Raw genomic sequence first — 13,158 nt, 5'->3', positions numbered from 1 at the left:
GAGGAGAGAACCGTGATCGTCTGGTTGATCGCCGCCTGTGAGATCGGCTTCTGGGTGCTGCTGGCCCTGGGACTGGCCGCCCGCTACCTGCTCGGGTGGCGGCGCACCGGAGTGGTGCTGCTGCTGTGCGAGCCGGTGCTGGAACTGGTCCTGTTCGCCGTCACGGCGATCGACCTGCGCAACGGCGCCGAACCCGGCTGGGAACACGGCCTGGCGGCGCTGTACATCGGCTGCACCGTCGCCTTCGGCCCCTACACGATCCGCTGGCTCGACGGCCATGCCGCCCACCGCCTCGCCGGCGGCCCGCCGCCGCCCCGGCCGCCCCGCCACGGCCGCGCCCGCGCCCGCCACGAGGCGAAGCTGTGGCTGCGGACCGTGTGCGGCGGAGCCGTCGCCCTGGCCCTGCTCGAGTGCGCCGTCCGGTACGTCGGCGACTCCGGCGACGTCAGCTCGCTGCGCGCGTTCCAGTGGACGGCCGTACGCGCGGTCGGCATCCACGGTCTGATCGCCCTGTCGTACACGGTCTGGCCCCGCAGGGCCCCGGCGGTCGGCCGCGCGGACGGGGACGGGTCCGCGAAGGCGAAGGACCGGCCGGCGCGCACCTCCGCCGACAACCGCTAGCGGGCCCTCAGCGCTCCCCGCCGGGAACCCACAGGACGTCGCCCGCGGCCTTGTTGGCCGACCGCGCCAGGATGAACAGCAGGTCCGACAGACGGTTGAGGTAGGTCGCCGTCAGGGGGTTCATCACCTCGCCGTGCACCTCCAGCGCGGCCCATGTCGAGCGCTCGGCGCGGCGGACCACCGTGCACGCCTGGTGCAGCAGGGCCGCGCCGGGCGTACCGCCGGGGAGGATGAAGGACCGCAGCTTCTCCAACTCCGCGTTGAAGCGGTCGCAGTCGGCCTCCAGCCTGTCGACGTAGAACTGCTCGACCCGCAGCGGCGGGAAGTCCGGGTTCTCCGCCACCGGCGTCGACAGGTCCGCGCCCACGTCGAACAGGTCGTTCTGCACGCGGGTGAGGACCGCGACGATCGCCTCGTCGAGCCCGCCCAGCGCGATCGCCGTACCGATGACCGCGTTCGCCTCGTTCGCGTCCGCGTACGCCGCGATGCGCAGGTCGGTCTTGGCGACCCGGCTCATGTCGCCGAGGGCGGTGGTGCCCTGGTCGCCGGTCCTGGTGTAGATGCGCGTCAGATTGACCATGCCGCCAATCTAGACCGTCCCCGACGCCGTGCGGCGTGCCGTCCGTCACGGCGGCCGGACGCCGTCCGGGAGGGGGCCAATCGGTGCGAATCCGGCAGGAATTGAGGACGTGACCGGCGTCTCACGCCCTGAGACGTGAAACGCGTTACTAACCGGTCACACAGCGCCTCACGCCCGCTAGTGTCCGGCCGAGAGCCATACGGAGGGGAGTTCGCTCCGCCGGCGCGGAATGCGCCGGATGGTTGACGCCGGTGATATCGGACGCCAGAGCGGGCAGGGCTTTCTGGAAGCGCTGAAACCGCACGGGCCCCATGGGCCTCACCCCTGCGGGTGAATTCGGTATCGGTTCGCTCACAGACGGCAACCTCTGACCGCTTGGCGCAGTCAGACGATGCAACACCGGACAATCACCACCGCGGAGCACGAGACGCACGCTTAGGGGAGCGCTATGCACATCAGGGGCGACCACGTCGAGCTGGCCGTCGGGGGCCGCCTCGACGTCCGCAGCGCGGCGGACGCCCGTACGGTCCTGCACACGGCGGTCGACGACGGCGTCGGCGACCTGGTGCTCGACCTGTCCGAACTCGACTCCTGGGACGCCACCGGACTCGGCGTCATCATGGGCGCCCACCGACGGGCGGGCCGCTGCGGCCGTCGCCTGGTGCTGCGGGACGTACCGCCCCAGATGCAGCGCCTCCTGGTGGCCACCCGGCTGCACCGGATCCTCGCCATCGAGGGCGGCATCGGAGTGGAGTCCCTCCCGCGCGTGTGAGACCGTCGCCGGCGGGCACCCGAGGCGCGCAAACCTCACATGTACGACGCGCGCAATCCTCACCGGACCGTGACGTCTCGGACGGCACGGCACCCCGGGCTGTCGCGGATACTGTGCGAAGGTTTACGGTTCGTCTGCCCGCGCCCGCAGCCCTCGAGCGGGCACCGGACCAGAAGCGACAGCGCAGTGTGCAGCGAGGCCGGGAGGGGCTGTCTCCACACCACGCTCTTGGGGGGCTTGACCTATGGACCCGACGCACCGCGGACCCGAGGAGTACGGCTGCGACGACGGGGGTCCCTCCCGGTCGAGCACATCCGAGAACGGGGGAGGCCACGCGCCGCGCCCGCGCCCTTCCAGGGACCCCCTCACACCCGATTTCGGACAGCACGGGCAGGCTCTCGCCCGCACCGTGCGACTCGTCGCCGGCGAGCACCTCCTCACCGTCAACCCGGTCGACGGCAGCGAGATCGAACTCTCCCCGCCCACCGGGCGGCCCGAACGCCCCGCCAAGCGCACCCTCGAGGAGCGCGCCGAGGTCGACGACGCGGCCCGGCCGCCCGCCCCCGCCGGACCCGCCCGGCCCGAACACCCCCTGCTCGGCCGCCAGGAGGAGCGCGAACAGCTCGTCCGGCTGCTGGCCCGCGGCCGTTCCGTCCGTCTCACCGGCCCCGCCGGCTCCGGCCGCACCAGCCTGCTCGACCTCGTCGCCGAGGACTGCGAGGACCTCGCGCCCGACGGTGTGGTCCGCCTCACCGGTTACCGCCGCACCACCGCCGACCTCCTCCACGACCTCTTCCACACCGTCTACGACGCCCCGCTGCGCCGCCTCGACGACGAGGAACTCCGCGCCCTCGTGGGCGAGATCGGCGCGGTCGTCGTGGTCGACGACCTGGAGTTCGGCGGCGCCGACCTCGACGGGCTGCTGGAGGCCACCCCCGAGTGCGCCTTCCTGTTCGGCACCACCCCCGACACCCCACCGCCCACCGCCGGTTCTGCCGTCGCGGAGGTCGCCCTGAGCGGCCTCGACCGCGCGGGCGGCGTCGAGGTGATCGAACGGGCCGTCGGCCGCGTCCTCACCGAGGAGGAGGCCAACTGGGCCGGCGACCTCTGGTTCGAGTCCGAGGGCCTGCCGCTGCGGTTCGTCCAGGCCGGCGCCCTGCTGCGGCAGCGCGACCGGCTGCGGGCCGACACCGCCGCGGTCGACGAGTTCGGCGTCTTCGAGGACGCCCGCCCGTTCACCGCCCCCGCCCCCGCCGACACCCCGCCCGGCGAGGCCGAGGAGATACCCCTGCCCTCGCTGGGCGAGGCCGCCGCGCCCGCCCCCCTGCTCGCCGCCCGGCTCAGCGCCTCCGCCCGCACCGCCCTGCGCTTCGCCGTCGCCCTCGGCGGCGAGGTCCCGCACCAGGCCCATCTGCCCGCCCTGGTCGGCGACACCCACGCCGACGCCGCCCTCGGCGAACTGGTCGCCTGTGGACTCGTCACCCCGGTCGGCGCCCGCTACCGTCTCTCCGCCGGCGTGCAGGCCCAGCTGGAGGCCGCCGGATACGCCGACGACGTCACCGCCCGCGCCCACGCCGCCGCCCAGCACTACGCCTGGTGGGCCGGACACCCCTCGGTCACCCCGGCGCGGGTGTGCGCGGAGGCCGACGCCGTGCTCGCCGCCCTGGCCGCGACCGTCCCGGCGACCGAACGGCCCGCCGAGGGCGAGCGGGCCACCGCGGTCGAGCTGGCCCGCACCGCGGCGCCCGCCTTCGCCGCCGGACTCCACTGGGGCGCCTGGGAGCAGGCCCTGCACGAGGGTGCCGAAGCGGCCCGCCTGGCGGGGGAGTCCGCCGACCGGGCCTACTTCCACCACGAACTGGGCGTCCTCGCCCTCTGCACCGGACAGCTCGACCGGGCCCGCTCCGAGCTGGAGGCCTCCATCGGACTGCGCGGCTCCCTCGCCGACAAGCGGGGCACCACCGCCGGCCGCCGTGCCCTCGCCCTGGTCGCCGACCGCTCGGGCGACATACCCGGCCTGGTCGTGGCCACGCCGGGCGAGGAGACGCCCGGCGCCCGCCGCGAGGATCCGGTGTCCCCGCCCCGCGGCATCCCCGCGGCCCTCCCGTCGGCGCCGCCCACCGGGCCCACCGTCGTCACCGGCCGGCCCACCGTCGTCACCGGCCGGCCCGCCGTCGCGCCCCCGGCCCACCGCGGCCGGGGCGGCCTGCGGGGCCTGGCCAAGCGCAACCTCGTCGCGGCCGGAGCGGGCGCCCTGCTCGTCGCCGTCCTCGGCACGGTGGTGACCCTCGGCGCCACCTCCGGCAACGACCCGAACGCCCCCTCCGACACCGGGCGCGTCAACCCCACCGTCGGCACGAGCGTCGGCGACGACGACCTCGACGGCGACACCCCGGGCGCCGACACGGGCGCCGGTGACACCGGGGAGGCCGCCGGTGCGCCCACGGATCCGGGACCGGACGGGACGATGGGGACGTCGGACGACCCGACGCCCACGGGAACGGCGCAGCCGTCGCCGTCGGCGAGCAGCTCGCAGGGGCCGGGCAGCGGCGCATCCCCCTCACCGACCAGGTCCCCGTCCGCCGGGCAGACGACCTCCCCGTCCGCCACGCCGTCCCAGTCCGCCTCCGAGTCGCCGAGCGACACGTCGTCGCCGTCCGGCACCCCGAGCACCCCGGAGCCGACCGACTCCCCGAGCGAGAGCGACTCCAGCTCGGCGACCAGCTCGTTCTCCTCCGCTCCCGTCGGTTCGGCCTCCCCGGGTGACGCGGACCCCGTGGACCCGGACCCCCTGATCTGACCCCGCGACAAAACCGAGGGGGCGGATCCCGCAAGGACCCGCCCCCGTTGTCGTACGCCCGCCTCAGAACAGCCGGAGCTTGTCGTCCTCGATGCCGCGCATGGCGTCGTAGTCGAGGACCTGGCAGCCGATGCCGCGGTCCGTGGCCAGCACCCGGGCCTGCGGCTTGATCTCCTGTGCGGCGAAGACGCCCCGCACCGGCGCCAGATGGGGATCGCGGTTCAACAGTTCGAGATAGCGCGTGAGTTGCTCGACGCCGTCGATCTCGCCGCGTCGCTTGATCTCTACCGCGACGGTCCGGCCCTCGGCGTCGCGGCAGAGGATGTCGACCGGGCCGATGGCCGTCATGTACTCGCGGCGGATCAGGGTGTAGCCCTCGCCCAGGATCTCGATGCGGTCGGCGAGGAGTTCCTGGAGGTGTGCTTCCACGCCGTCCTTGATCAGGCCGGGATCGACGCCGAGTTCGTGCGAGGAGTCGTGCAGGACCTCCTCCATCGTGATGATGAGCTTCTCGCCCGCTTTGTTGACGACGGTCCAGACGCCGTCCTCCGCGTCCGTGCCCTCCTTCAGCGTGCAGGGCGGCGACATCCAGTTGAGGGGCTTGTAGGCCCGGTCGTCCGCGTGGATCGAGACGCTGCCGTCCGCCTTCACCAGGATCAGACGGGGGGCGGAGGGGAGGTGGGCGGTGAGCCGGCCCGCGTAGTCCACGGAGCACCGGGCGATGACGAGGCGCATGGTCGGCAACGCTACTCGACACCCCGCGCGCCACGCGATTCGCCCACCTGTCTCCCCTCACCACCGTTCACGACGGCCCCGGGAGCCGCACGATTTCACCTGGAAAACACACGTTCGACAGTGGCCGATACTGCGCCCCACCACGGCTCCCTATGTGCCCGTTCTCCTGGTGCGGTCACGGTCCGTTGCCTACCGTAGGGAACGGGAGGTCGCGGTGCGTGTACGCAGCGTGCTCGGTGTCTGTGCGCGGCGAACTCCCTCTATCTGTCCGGCAACCCCTGCGCCTCGGGGGTGCGAGAGGAGTATCCATGTCGCTCGACGTCTCACCGGCCCTACTCGAGCAGGCCGAGCGAGGCGAGGTCGACGAAGCAGAATTCGTCGACTGCGTCCGGACCTCCCTGCCCTACGCATGGGAGATGATCAGTTCCCTGGTGGCCCAGCTGAAGGTGGACGGCGGCCGGTTCGCCGACAACCAGACGCCCCCGCCGGACGAGCAGGCACGCGGTCAGTTGCTGCGAGCCCTGGCGAGCGACGCGATACGCGGCGCCCTGCAGCGGCACTTCGGCGTCCGGCTGGCTTTCCAGAACTGCCACCGGGTGGCGGTGTTCCCGTTGGACACGTCGGTCGACGAGTCGCTGTCCCGCTTCACGTCGGTCCGCAGCCAGGTGCTCAACCAGTCCCCGGAATTCCGGGACTGCTGAGGCTCTCGCTTGCCGCTCCCGACCGGGGAGGACTCGGCACGGAGCGGCAGGCTTCCCGGCGGCGGGGCCGCTCACCGGAGGTGGGGGAGGACCTCCGAGCCCAGCCGCCGTACGTTCTCCTCCGTGGCCGCGAGGTCGCCGGAGCCCTCGACGAGCAGGGCGAAGCGCGAGATGCCGGTTCGCTCGCTGGTCGCCGCGAGGCGGTCGACGCACAGCCGCGGCGTGCCCACCGGGTGCAGCCCGCAGAGGAGTTCGGTGTACGCCACCGGGTCCCGCATGCCGCGGGCCCGGCCGTCCACCGTCACATGGGCGTCGAGGCCCTGCCTCAGCCAGCCCGGCATCGCCTTCACCAGCGTCTCCACGGCGTCGGTGCGGCGGTCCGCGATCTGGCAGACGCCCGCCGAGACGTGGCCGGCGCCCCGGATCTCCGCGGCCGGCCTGCCTGCCGCGCGCGCGTGCTGCCGCCACAGGGCGACCATCTCCGCCTTCTCCTCGTCCCCGACGTGCATGCCGAGCAGCATCGGCAGGCCCCGCTCGGCGGCCAGCCGCACACTCGCCGGGGAGGTGCAGGCGACGACCACCTCCGGGCCCGCCACGTCCGTCAGGGCCTCCGAGGGCCGTGGTACGACGGGTACCTCACGGAAGCGGAAACGCTCGCCGTCCGCCCCCACGGACGGGTCGCGCAGCCAGCGCACCAGCAGATCGAGTGATTCCGGGAACCCCGACTCGTACGCCGCCAGGCCCGAGCCGAACACCTCCAGGTCGACCCAGGGGCCGCCGCGCCCCACGCCCAGCGAGAAGCGGCCGCCGCTCGTCAGGTGGAGCAGCGCGGCCTGCTCGCCGAGGGCGACGGGGTGCACGGTGGGCAGCACGCTCACCGCCGTACCCACCCGCAGACGCCGGGTGCGGCCGAGCAGCAGTGCCGCCAGGGTGACCGCGGAGGGGCACGTGCCGTACGGCACGAAGTGGTGCTCGGCCAGCCAGACCGAGTCCAGCCCCGACTCCTCGGCGACCTCCGCGGAGCGGACGGCGCGGTGCAGCGCCTCCCCCTGGCCCTGCCCCGGGAACTGGGCCGCCAACACGAAACTTCCAACACGCATGGGACTTTCCTGCTTCCTTGGCTCCGACACGGAGCTCCCCCGCCCGGCATAACCGCCTGACACGTGCCGAGGTCACGGTCCGACGGGGAGATTTGCGGATTGTCTGGAGAATGCGCCGTCCGGCGGCGGTCCGGCGGCGGTCCGGCGGCATCGGTCCGCCCGGGTACCCGGGACGGCTCCGCGTAGGCTGGTCGGCAACCCTGCACCCTGTATAGCCCCGTGAGGTGTCCCTTGTCCCCGCGTCGCAACCGCCCCAAGGGTGACGACTCGTCCGGCCGGAGCGCGGAGGACGACCGCACGAGCCGGTACGGCGGCTGGCAGTCCAGCGTCAGCTGGGCCGGCGAGGAGTGGAGCGTGCGGCACGTGGCGGGCGCGAGCGCACAGGGCAAGACGTACCGCTGTCCCGGCTGCGACCAGCTCATCCCCGGCGGCGTGCCGCACGTCGTCGCATGGCCCGAGCACTTCGGGGTCGACGAGCGCCGGCACTGGCACAAGGCGTGCTGGAACGCACGGGACCGCCGCACCCCGGGGGTGCAGCGGTCCCGTAACGCGCCGAGGTTCTAGGGCCTCTCGTCCGGATCGGGCCGGATCAGACGTCGCGCTTCTGCAGCAGGACGAAGGCGCCGCCGAGGGCCGCCGCCGTCACGCCGAGCGCGATCCACAGCGGGTCCCAGCCGGACGGTCCGGTGTCGGTCAGCGAGGTGGAGTAGAACACGCTGAGCTGGTTCGGGATCGAGTACTCGAACAGGGCCTGGCGCAGGTCCTCCAGCGAGGACGAGAACATGAACAGCGCGATCACCAGCGGCGCCAGGACGAGGCCGATCATGATGGTGATGGCGCCCGCCGAGTGCCGGATGACCGAGCCCATCGCCAGCGAGAGCAGGCCGAGCAGCGCGATGTAGAGGGACACGCCGACGGTGCCCTTCAGCCATTCCGCGGTGGAGGGGTCCCGGGCCTCCGTCAGCAGCGCCACGTCCACCAGCGCGACGAGGAGGGACGACACCAGCGTCACCACGAAGGCGACCAGGAAGAACACGAGGGCCTTCGCGCCGAGCACGCGGCCGCGCGACGGGCAGGCCACCATCGTGGTCCGGATCATGCCGGTGCCGTACTCCGAGGTGGTGGTCAGCACGCCGAGCGTGATGATGCACATGCTGCCCAGGAGCAGCCCGAAGAAGCCGAACGACAGCGGGTTCTCGCCCCCCACGGCGCCCTCGGACGCGCTCGCGGAGACGATCGCCGCGGTCAGCAGCCCGATGCCGACGACCAGCAGGACGAACACGCCCAGCGTCCACATCGTGGAGCGCACCGACCGGATCTTCGTCCACTCCGAGGCGACGGCGTGCCCGAGATGCGTGCGCACCACCGGGATCGGCGAGGTGTAGCCGGGGTACGAGGGGCCGGGTGCCGCCTGCCAGGCGGGCGCGGCCTGCGGGGCCGGGGTCTGGGGCGTGCTCATCGGACGTCCTCGGTCGTGGTCGTGGTCGGGGCGGGTGCCTGCGGCGCGGCGGCGGGCCGCTCCGGCGCCTGCGGAGCGGCGGCCGGGGCCGCGGGGGCCGGTGCGGCAGCCGGCTGTGCGGGGGCGGCGGGCGGCTGCGCGGCCGACGGCTGCGCGGCGGGCGCGGGTGCCGGTGCGGGGGCCGCCGGCGCGACCGGCTGGGCGTACGGGTTGGGCATGCCGGGCACCCCGGCGCCGTACGGGCCCGGAGCGGCGCCCGGCGGGGACTGCGGCGGCGCGTAGCCCTGCTGCGGGGGCGGCGGGGCGTACCAGCCGGGCTGGCCCTGGCCGGGCACCGGCATCGGGGGCTGGACGCCCGGCGGCAGCGGCTGCTGGAGCCCGGCCTTCTGGTCGGTGGTCGACCGGTAGTCGACGGCCCCCTGCGTCATCCGCATGTAGGCCTCCTCCAGCGAGGCCTGGTGCGGCGACAGCTCCCACAGGCGTACGTCGGTGTCGTGGGCGATGTCGCTGATGCGGGGGAGCGGCAGGCCGGTCACGCGCAGCGCGCCGTCCTGCTCGGGCATGACGTGGCCGCCCGCCTCGGTGAGCGCACCGGCGAGCTTCTCGCGCTGCTGGGGCTCGGTGTGCGGGGTGCGCACACGCGCGAAGTCCGCGGAGTTGGCCGAGATGAAGTCGGTCACGCTCATGTCGGCGAGGAGCTGCCCGCGCCCGATGACGATCAGGTGGTCCGCGGTCAGGGCCATCTCGCTCATCAGGTGCGAGGAGACGAAGACCGTACGGCCCTCCGCGGCGAGCGACTTCATCAGGTTGCGCACCCAGAGGATGCCCTCCGGGTCGAGGCCGTTGACCGGCTCGTCGAACAGCAGGACCTGCGGGTCGCCGAGGAGCGCGGCGGCGATGCCGAGCCGCTGGCCCATGCCGAGCGAGAAGCCCTTGGAGCGCTTGCGCGCCACGTCCTGGAGGCCGACCACACCGAGCACCTCGTCGACCCGCCGGGCCGGGATGCCGGAGAGCTGGGCGAGGCTCAGCAGGTGGTTGCGGGCGTGCCGGCCGCCGTGCACGGCCTTGGCGTCCAGCAGGGCGCCGACCTGGCGGGGGGCGTTCGGCAGCTTGCGGTAGGGATAGCCGCCGATCGTCACCGAGCCCGCGGTCGGGTTGTCCAGGCCGAGGATCATGCGCATCGTCGTCGACTTGCCCGAGCCGTTGGGCCCGAGGAAGCCGGTGACGGCGCCGGGCCGTACCTGGAAGGAAAGGTTGTACACAGCGGTCTTGTCGCCGTAGCGCTTGGTCAGGCCGACTGCTTCGATCATGCTCCGCACCCATCGACAGGTTCAGGACAGCGGGGCACGCGCCCCCCGTAAGGCTTAGGAGGATATCGAGGCGCTGACGGTTCCGCTCACCTCAAAGCAAAGCCCAAAGCTTCACGCGTCGCGTTTCTTCAGCAGCAGGTACCCGCCCGCGAGCGCCGCCACCACCCAGGCCGCCATGATCGCCAGCCCGCCCCAGGGACCGTACGGGGTGTCGTCGTCGAGCGGGGTGACCACCTGCATGATCCTGCGGCCGGCCTGGTCGGGCAGGTACTGGCCGACCTTCTTCGTCGCGTCGACGTTGCCCAGGATCTGCGAGATCAGGAAGAAGAACGGCATCAGGATGCCCAGCGACAGCATCGGCGAGCGCAGCATCACGGCCACGCCCATCGAGAACACCGCGATCAGCGTCATGTAGAGACCGCCGCCGATCACCGCCCGCAGCACGCCGCTGTCGCCGATCGACGCCTTGTGCTCGCCGAGCATGGCCTGCCCGAGGAAGAACGTGACGAAGCTGGTCGCCATCCCCACGACGAGCGCGAGCCCGGTCGCCACCGCGATCTTGCTGAACAGGAAGGTGCCCCGCTGCGGCACCGCCGCCAGCGAGGTGCGGATCATGCCCGTGCTGTACTCGTTGGACACCACGAGCACCCCGAACACGATCATCGCGAGCTGCCCGAGACTCATCCCGGCGAAGCTGATGAACGTCGGGTCGAAGGAGAGCCGGTCGCCGCGGCTCATGTTGTCGAACTCGTTCCTCGACAGCGCCGAGATCAGCATGCCGAGGGCGATGGTGACCACCACGGCGAGGGACAGCGTCCAGACGGTGGACGCCACGGAGCGGATCTTCGTCCACTCCGAACGGATGACCTGGGTCGCCGCCATCTCAGTCCTTCCTCCGTCCGTCGCCCCACGGCTGCCGCTCCACGGGGCCGCCGTCGTGCGCGTGGTACTCGACCGACTCCGCGGTCAGCTGCATGAACGCCTCCTCCAGGGAGGCCCGCTGGGGGCTCAGCTCGTGCAGCACGAGCTGGTGCTGCGCGGCCAGCTCACCGATCCGCTCCGACTTGTCCCCGTCCACCTCCAGCACCTCGCCGCCGGACTCCACGACGGTGATCCCGGCCCCGTGCAGCACATCCAGCAGCCGCTCCCGCTGCGGGGTGCGGACACGGACGTACGACCGTGAGTTCTGGGCGATGAAGTCGGCCATCGAGGTGTCGGCGAGCAGCCGGCCCTGGCCGATGACGACGAGGTGGTCGGCGGTCAGCGCCATCTCGCTCATCAGGTGGGAGGACACGAACACCGTCCGGCCCTGCGCGGCGAGCGACTTCATCAGGTTGCGGATCCAGTGGATGCCCTCGGGGTCGAGACCGTTGACCGGCTCGTCGAACATCAGGATCCGCGGATCGCCGAGCAGCGCGCCCGCGATGCCCAGCCGCTGCCCCATGCCCAGCGAGAACCCCTTGGCCTTCTTCTTCGCCACCGACGTCAGACCGACGGTCTCCAGCACCTCGTGCACCCGGCCGGTGGGGATGCCGTTGCTCTGTGCCAGGCACAGCAGGTGGTTGAAGGCGCTGCGCCCGCCGTGCATGGCCTTGGCGTCGAGCAGGGCGCCGATGTACTTCAGCGGGTCCCTGAGCCGGTCGTAGCGCTGTCCGTCGATGCGGACGTCCCCGGCGGTCGGCCGGTCGAGGCCGAGCATCATCCGCATGGTGGTGGACTTCCCGGCACCGTTCGGACCGAGGAAGCCCGTGACGATGCCCGGTCTGACGGTGAAGGTCAGGTTGTTGACCGCCACTTTCTCGCCGTACCGCTTGGTCAGGCCCTCGAGCTCGATCATGCGGCCACGCTAGGGCCGGTGCGGGGCCGGCGCCAACCCGGCGGGCGAACGGCGGCCGAAACCGACGTGAAAGAGGCGGTGGGAACAGGTCCCACCGCCCCTCATCACCTTCGGCGACTACCGGGTCTGCTGCGCCGGCACACCGCGGGAGATCGGCTCGTCGTCGGCCGGGGAGCCGGCCGCGGCCACCGCGGCGCCCGTGAGGGTGGCGAGCATCTCGCGCACGTTCGTCAGCTGGGCGTTGATCGAGTCGCGGCGGTTGGTGAGAGCCGCCAGCTCGCGCTCCGATTCCGAACGGATACGGTCCGCCTTGGCGTTCGCGTCGGCCACGATGTCCTCGGCCTGGCGCTGCGCCGTCTCGACGGTCTGACGGGCCCGGCGCTCGGCGTCCGTGCGCAGCTTCTCCGCCTCCAGACGCAGCTGCTCCGCGCGGTGCTCGATCTCCGCGAGGCGCTTCTCCGCCTTCTGCTGACGCGACGCCAGGTCGCGCTCGGACTGCTCGCGGCGCTTGGCGAGGTTCGTCTCGAAGTCGGCGGCGGCCTGCGCGGCCTTGGCGCGGGTCTCCTCGAAGAGGGCGTCGGCCTCCTCGCGCTTGGACTGCGCGTCCTTCTGGGCCTCGGAACGCAGCTGCTGGGCGTCGCTCTTGGCCTTCTCGACGATCCGGACGCCCTCGTCCTCGGCCTTGGACTTGCGCTCCGCGGCGAACGACTCCGCGTCGTTGCGGACCTGCTGGGCCGCCGACTCGGCCAGCTCGCGGTGCTGCTCGGCCGCGCGGCGGGCCTCCTCGCGCAGATCCTTGGCCTCCTCCTCGGCGAGGCGGAGGATCTTCTCGACACGCGCGCCGAGACCGGCGTACGACGGCTCGGCGTCGCTCACCTGGGCCTGGGCGTTCTGCGTCTCGAGGTGAAGCTCCTCGATGCGCTTTTCCAGAGCAGTGATACGGGCCAGAGCGCTGTCACGGTCGGAGACGAGCTTCGAGATGCGTTCGTCCACCTGAGCGCGGTCGTACCCACGCCGCACAAGCTCGAAGCCGTAGGGGGAAGTGTCGCTCATGGGGTTCCTGTCGAATGAGACCGGTGAGGTGATAGGTGGAATCCTAGGGGCCGAAGCGGTGTGTCATCGAGCGGATGCGCGTTTGATACGGAGAATGAGACCCCTTTCGGGTGGCTGAGCGGCAGGGGCCTTGCGGAAGACCGGGGCAAATGCCCCAGACTTCAACGCAACGCCCCCGCTCGGCCAGGAC

Annotated in this window: 13 protein-coding genes; 5 read left to right on the top strand and 8 right to left on the bottom strand. The window is 72.5% G+C overall.

The window, feature by feature from the left end; genetic code table 11:
* Positions 1-12 precede the first annotated feature (12 nt).
* Positions 13-621, top strand: a complete 609-nt coding sequence (locus tag ACIP5W_RS27340) for a hypothetical protein (protein ID WP_401478863.1) — start codon at positions 13-15, stop codon at positions 619-621.
* Between the two features lie 7 nt (positions 622-628).
* Here ACIP5W_RS27340 and ACIP5W_RS27335 read toward each other — a convergent pair whose 3' ends face one another.
* Complete coding sequence (locus ACIP5W_RS27335) at positions 629-1,201, bottom strand: cob(I)yrinic acid a,c-diamide adenosyltransferase (protein ID WP_401478860.1); 573 nt, start codon at positions 1,199-1,201, stop codon at positions 629-631.
* A gap of 448 nt (positions 1,202-1,649) precedes the next feature.
* Here ACIP5W_RS27335 and ACIP5W_RS27330 point away from each other — a divergent pair, with 448 nt between their 5' ends.
* Both ACIP5W_RS27330 and ACIP5W_RS27325 read left to right on the top strand, forming a co-directional pair.
* Positions 1,650-1,973: an STAS domain-containing protein gene (locus ACIP5W_RS27330; RefSeq protein ID WP_086770578.1), complete on the top strand. Its 324-nt coding sequence runs from the start codon at positions 1,650-1,652 to the stop codon at positions 1,971-1,973.
* 244 nt (positions 1,974-2,217) lie between these two features.
* Positions 2,218-4,773, top strand: a complete 2,556-nt coding sequence (locus ACIP5W_RS27325) for an ATP-binding protein (RefSeq protein ID WP_401478856.1) — start codon at positions 2,218-2,220, stop codon at positions 4,771-4,773.
* 63 nt (positions 4,774-4,836) lie between these two features.
* Here the strand turns inward: ACIP5W_RS27325 and nucS are convergent, their stop codons facing one another.
* A complete protein-coding gene (nucS, locus tag ACIP5W_RS27320) occupies positions 4,837-5,508 on the bottom strand; it encodes an endonuclease NucS (protein WP_363090937.1) in 672 nt (223 codons plus the stop codon).
* 308 nt (positions 5,509-5,816) lie between these two features.
* Here nucS and ACIP5W_RS27315 point away from each other — a divergent pair, with 308 nt between their 5' ends.
* Positions 5,817-6,209 (top strand): SCO5389 family protein, encoded by a 393-nt coding sequence (locus ACIP5W_RS27315; protein ID WP_319260298.1) that lies wholly within the window; start codon positions 5,817-5,819, stop codon positions 6,207-6,209.
* 71 nt (positions 6,210-6,280) lie between these two features.
* Here ACIP5W_RS27315 and ACIP5W_RS27310 read toward each other — a convergent pair whose 3' ends face one another.
* Positions 6,281-7,309 carry an LLM class flavin-dependent oxidoreductase gene (locus ACIP5W_RS27310; protein ID WP_401478851.1) on the bottom strand — a complete coding sequence of 343 codons (1,029 nt, stop codon included), beginning with the start codon at positions 7,307-7,309 and terminating at the stop codon, positions 6,281-6,283.
* A 231-nt stretch (positions 7,310-7,540) separates the two neighbouring features.
* Between ACIP5W_RS27310 and ACIP5W_RS27305 the strand changes: the two genes are divergently transcribed.
* On the top strand, positions 7,541-7,873 hold the full coding sequence (locus tag ACIP5W_RS27305; RefSeq protein WP_401478848.1) for an ATP/GTP-binding protein: 333 nt from the start codon (positions 7,541-7,543) through the stop codon (positions 7,871-7,873).
* Between the two features lie 25 nt (positions 7,874-7,898).
* Here the strand turns inward: ACIP5W_RS27305 and ACIP5W_RS27300 are convergent, their stop codons facing one another.
* The 5 genes from ACIP5W_RS27300 to ACIP5W_RS27280 form a co-directional block, all read right to left on the bottom strand.
* Positions 7,899-8,768 carry an ABC transporter permease gene (locus tag ACIP5W_RS27300; protein ID WP_401478845.1) on the bottom strand — a complete coding sequence of 290 codons (870 nt, stop codon included), beginning with the start codon at positions 8,766-8,768 and terminating at the stop codon, positions 7,899-7,901.
* Complete coding sequence (locus ACIP5W_RS27295; RefSeq protein ID WP_401478842.1) at positions 8,765-10,078, bottom strand: ATP-binding cassette domain-containing protein; 1,314 nt, start codon at positions 10,076-10,078, stop codon at positions 8,765-8,767. The genes ACIP5W_RS27300 and ACIP5W_RS27295 overlap by 4 nt, the downstream gene beginning before the upstream one ends.
* 111 nt (positions 10,079-10,189) lie before the next feature.
* Complete coding sequence (locus tag ACIP5W_RS27290; protein ID WP_401478839.1) at positions 10,190-10,960, bottom strand: ABC transporter permease; 771 nt, start codon at positions 10,958-10,960, stop codon at positions 10,190-10,192.
* Position 10,961: 1 nt separating this feature from the next.
* The gene (locus ACIP5W_RS27285) at positions 10,962-11,915 is read right to left on the bottom strand and encodes an ABC transporter ATP-binding protein (protein ID WP_401478836.1); all 954 of its coding nucleotides are present in this window, start codon (positions 11,913-11,915) and stop codon (positions 10,962-10,964) included.
* A 117-nt stretch (positions 11,916-12,032) separates the two neighbouring features.
* Positions 12,033-12,968: a cellulose-binding protein gene (locus ACIP5W_RS27280; protein ID WP_401478832.1), complete on the bottom strand. Its 936-nt coding sequence runs from the start codon at positions 12,966-12,968 to the stop codon at positions 12,033-12,035.
* Positions 12,969-13,158 lie beyond the last annotated feature (190 nt).

Source organism: Streptomyces sp. NPDC088766 (genome assembly GCF_044750845.1).
Taxonomy (GTDB): domain Bacteria; phylum Actinomycetota; class Actinomycetes; order Streptomycetales; family Streptomycetaceae; genus Streptomyces.
Note: the sequence above shows the minus strand (reverse complement) of the source record. Positions and strands in the feature narration are given on the sequence as shown.

Bases quoted from the DNA above. Each gene is read 5' to 3' on its own strand.
- ACIP5W_RS27280 (WP_401478832.1), bottom strand. From the start codon at position 12,968: ATGAGCGACACTTCCCCCTACGGCTTCGAGCTTGTGCGGCGTGGGTAC.
- ACIP5W_RS27310 (WP_401478851.1), bottom strand. From the start codon at position 7,309: ATGCGTGTTGGAAGTTTCGTGTTGGCGGCCCAGTTCCCGGGGCAGGGC.
- ACIP5W_RS27315 (WP_319260298.1), top strand. From the start codon at position 5,817: ATGTCGCTCGACGTCTCACCGGCCCTACTCGAGCAGGCCGAGCGAGGC.
- ACIP5W_RS27295 (WP_401478842.1), bottom strand. From the start codon at position 10,078: ATGATCGAAGCAGTCGGCCTGACCAAGCGCTACGGCGACAAGACCGCT.
- nucS (WP_363090937.1), bottom strand. From the start codon at position 5,508: ATGCGCCTCGTCATCGCCCGGTGCTCCGTGGACTACGCGGGCCGGCTC.
- ACIP5W_RS27330 (WP_086770578.1), top strand. From the start codon at position 1,650: ATGCACATCAGGGGCGACCACGTCGAGCTGGCCGTCGGGGGCCGCCTC.
- ACIP5W_RS27325 (WP_401478856.1), top strand. From the start codon at position 2,218: ATGGACCCGACGCACCGCGGACCCGAGGAGTACGGCTGCGACGACGGG.
- ACIP5W_RS27285 (WP_401478836.1), bottom strand. From the start codon at position 11,915: ATGATCGAGCTCGAGGGCCTGACCAAGCGGTACGGCGAGAAAGTGGCG.
- ACIP5W_RS27300 (WP_401478845.1), bottom strand. From the start codon at position 8,768: ATGAGCACGCCCCAGACCCCGGCCCCGCAGGCCGCGCCCGCCTGGCAG.
- ACIP5W_RS27290 (WP_401478839.1), bottom strand. From the start codon at position 10,960: ATGGCGGCGACCCAGGTCATCCGTTCGGAGTGGACGAAGATCCGCTCC.
- ACIP5W_RS27335 (WP_401478860.1), bottom strand. From the start codon at position 1,201: ATGGTCAATCTGACGCGCATCTACACCAGGACCGGCGACCAGGGCACC.